This window comes from Haloferax sp. Q22, assembly GCF_001482285.1.
Taxonomy (GTDB): domain Archaea; phylum Halobacteriota; class Halobacteria; order Halobacteriales; family Haloferacaceae; genus Haloferax.
In genome coordinates this window covers 1-3041 of record NZ_LOEP01000046.1, presented here as the reverse complement: position 1 = coordinate 3041, position 3041 = coordinate 1, and the positions used below count along the sequence as shown (strand labels likewise).

The following is a 3041-nucleotide window of genomic DNA, read 5'->3' as shown; positions in this document are numbered from 1 at the left end:
GCCTCGTCGTCGCAATCACCAACTACGAACGTGGAGACAATCCGGGAAGTACCGTGATCACGGTGTGAGAACTCTTCTATGACACCCTCCGCCAAGCGAGCTACTGGGAGAAAATGGGCCAGCTCTGTTGTTGCTGTTCGTGTGTGCAATTGCGGTCGGCTTCATCGCAGGGTCGTACTGGCCGGTGGTCGATGGTCTCCCACAGAAACGCGAGCACGAGCTGTACTGGGTTCGAAAGCGCTTCACCATGTGTCTCTTTGCCGGCCTCGGGTGTTACGGCGTGTTTTCGCTCATGTTCGTCGTGACGGTCACAGACCTACTCCAGAATATGGTCGGCCTTGGCGCGGCGATTCTCGTGTGTACCTATCTGTATGCGTACTCCGCGGACCGACGCGGGGTGAGAAAGTAGGCCGTGTGCGTAGCCAAAGTCACGTGTCAAGACGCCATAGTGAAGTACCACAGGGACAAGCCCGAGGCACTCTGCGTTGATACATAGTGCGATCGCATACCCGCGTGTTTTCTGTAGACGTATTGCTTAGGGATGAACGAGGTCGACTGACCAAATCGGATATACTCATTCCCACTCTTTGTAGGAGTATAGCCATGGTTGACTCGGAAGACGACCCCAAAGAAATTCTCGCCCGCATGGAGCAACTTATTGAGGAAACGTCTTCAAAGCGAGAAGAGACGACGCCGCGTATCGAAAAGGCCAACCCAATTGCCCAGAAGCACAGAGATGCGGTTCAAAAGGGTGCGGAGAAACACTGCGATAAGTGACGCTGGTGGACCGTATGCTCGGGTGGCGATTGACCAAGGGGTGAATACTGTGTTGACGATTGATGATGACTTCGAACGATTTGATGTGTTTGATACTGAGGTGATTCTCTCACCCGACGAATTTAGTGAACTGAACCGGTTTCTTGGAAACTGATTCTCCTGTAATAAACCGTCTCTGACCACCTCGAAAATCAAACGCAAAACCCCCAGCCGAACCGCGAACCCCTCCGTCAGTCGAGATACGGCTCACAAACCCGCTCGACACCCTCCTCGAACGAGATCTCGGGCTCCCACCCTGTCGCCTCGTGTATCTTCGAGTAGTCCGCCTTCGTGTCGTGGACGGACACTTCGACGGAAGGAACCACCGACACGGAGTTGACTCGGCGCTCCAACACGACCGAAAGGTTCACCCTACTGGGTAAGGAATTCTTACGTAGACCCAACATGAGCACAGATGATCCCGAGGTGACCACGGTAACGTCGAAAGGACAGATCACGATTCCAAGCCGTCTCCGCAAGCAGTTCGGTCTCGAAAAGGGGACGAAACTGATGGTCGTTCCGACCGACTTTGGACTCGTACTGAAGAAAATCGAGTTGCCGTCAGTCACGGAGTTCCAGCGGCGTGTTGAAAAGCGTGCCAGCGAAGACGAACTCTCGATGGACGAGATCAACCAACTCGTACATGATGCCCGAACTGACGAATGAAGGCCGCCTCGATACGAACGTCCTGATACATAGTGCGAGCGCATACCCGCGTCTTCAGGCGCGGGTCAAGCGGACAATAGCGTACACAACCACCGACGGTAGTACGGCTGGATTTCCCACCGTGTGAAGTGGTTTTAAGACACACGCTACGTATAGTGTGTAGTACGGATGAAGACCACACGGCACGCAACGTACAACCTCAACTACCACATAGTGTGGATACCGAAGTCTCGCAGAACCGACGGTTCTGCGGACATCGCGGAACAGGGTTCCGCTCAGTACCGTCGGTCGGTACTCGTCGGTGACGTTGCAACCCGTGTGCGAGACATCCTCCACGAAATCGCTGACGAGAAGGGGTTGGAGATTATCGACCTCACTGTCCAACCCGACCACATCCACCTGTTCGTCAGTAGCCCGCCGAAGCACGCTCCGTCACTTCTCGCCAACTGGTTCAAAGGCATCAGTTCGCGGAAGTACAACCACCGACACGCCGACCACGATAGTGAGAAAATCAAGTGGGTGCGAGGCTACTACGCGGGGACAGCAGGACACGTTTCGAGTGAGACTGTCGAGAAGTACATCCAGCGTCACGAGGAGGACGAACAGTGACCGAACTCACCGAGACGCTGGAACTGAAGCTTGTGGAACCGAACACCCACAAGCATCTGAAACTCTGTGAGACGGAACAGGCGTACCAAGACGCCCTTGAATCCGCGTTCAACGCTAACTGCACCACACAGTCGGCGGCGAACGACGTGGTAGTCAACTACGACCTGAGCGGCTACGCCAAGAACGCGCTCAAGAAGTACGTCCCACAACTCTGTGGCGGAAGCTACGACGCCAAAGAGCTTCACGACGACCACCCCGTTCGGTTCACGAACGAAGGCCCGAAGCTCGACCACAAGCCACAGAACGCTATCGAGTGGTACGTCAAAATCCCGCACCACGACGACTACAACCTCTGGTTGCCCGCGCAACCGAATCCCGAACAGCGAGAGTGGTTGGAAGCGTTGCACGCAGGAGACGCAAAGATGGGCGAATGTCGGTTGTTCGACCGTGACGGCGAGTGGTACTTTCACATCGTCGCCACGCGGGACGTGGAGGAACGAGAGACCAGTTCGGCGGAAACGCCGATTGGGGTAGACATCGGGGAAGCCTCTTTGTTAACGGTGTGTCACCGTGACGAGCGCGGCTCCCCGACTGCACCCAACCTCTGGAACGACGAAGGCAAGCGAGTACGGCAACTCCGTGAGACGTACTTCACGGCGACTCGACGCCTTCAAAAACGCGGAAGCGAACGTATCGCTGAATCCTACGGCGACGAGTTGTGGCGACACATCGACCACATCCTTCACACGGTCACGTCGGAGGTCGTCTCCTACGCCGACCGATTCGAGAATCCCGTGTTGGTTCTGGAAGACTTGACGCACATCCGTGAGAACATGGACTACGGCGCGTTCATGAATCGACGGCCGTGGTGAATCGCCAGACGTAGCTTGATTTCACGGGTTCAGCGATTGCTTGATGTTGTGAACCGTACACATCAGGACGAGTTCGCG

The 3041-nt window shown here is 55.6% G+C and carries 3 protein-coding genes and 2 pseudogenes; 4 read left to right on the top strand and 1 reads right to left on the bottom strand.

Annotated elements, in window-relative coordinates; translation table 11 throughout:
* Positions 1 to 603 precede the first annotated feature (603 nt).
* Positions 604 to 777, top strand: a complete 174-nt coding sequence (locus AM590_RS20965) for a transcriptional regulator (protein WP_172795838.1) — start codon at positions 604 to 606, stop codon at positions 775 to 777.
* A gap of 230 nt (positions 778 to 1007) precedes the next feature.
* On the opposite strand, the pseudogene AM590_RS18400 reads toward AM590_RS20965, so the two are convergent.
* Positions 1008 to 1127 (bottom strand): annotated as a pseudogene (locus tag AM590_RS18400) (UDP-glucose 4-epimerase); the annotation flags it as partial.
* 94 nt (positions 1128 to 1221) lie between these two features.
* Here AM590_RS18400 and AM590_RS18395 point away from each other — a divergent pair.
* The 3 genes and pseudogenes from AM590_RS18395 to AM590_RS18385 form a co-directional block, all read left to right on the top strand.
* On the top strand, positions 1222 to 1482 hold the full coding sequence (locus AM590_RS18395) for an AbrB/MazE/SpoVT family DNA-binding domain-containing protein (RefSeq protein ID WP_004062838.1): 261 nt from the start codon (positions 1222 to 1224) through the stop codon (positions 1480 to 1482).
* Between the two features lie 168 nt (positions 1483 to 1650).
* Positions 1651 to 2091, top strand: coding sequence for an IS200/IS605 family transposase (tnpA, locus tag AM590_RS18390; RefSeq protein ID WP_042662612.1), 441 nt, complete (start codon positions 1651 to 1653; stop codon positions 2089 to 2091).
* Positions 2088 to 2954 (top strand): annotated as a pseudogene (locus AM590_RS18385) (RNA-guided endonuclease TnpB family protein); the annotation flags it as partial. The gene tnpA and the pseudogene AM590_RS18385, both read left to right, overlap by 4 nt.
* Positions 2955 to 3041: the final 87 nt, after the last annotated feature.

Excerpts from the sequence above, each read along its gene's own strand:
- AM590_RS20965 (WP_172795838.1), top strand. The coding sequence starts at position 604 with ATGGTTGACTCGGAAGACGACCCCAAAGAAATTCTCGCCCGCATGGAG.
- AM590_RS18395 (WP_004062838.1), top strand. The coding sequence starts at position 1,222 with ATGAGCACAGATGATCCCGAGGTGACCACGGTAACGTCGAAAGGACAG.
- tnpA (WP_042662612.1), top strand. The coding sequence starts at position 1,651 with ATGAAGACCACACGGCACGCAACGTACAACCTCAACTACCACATAGTG.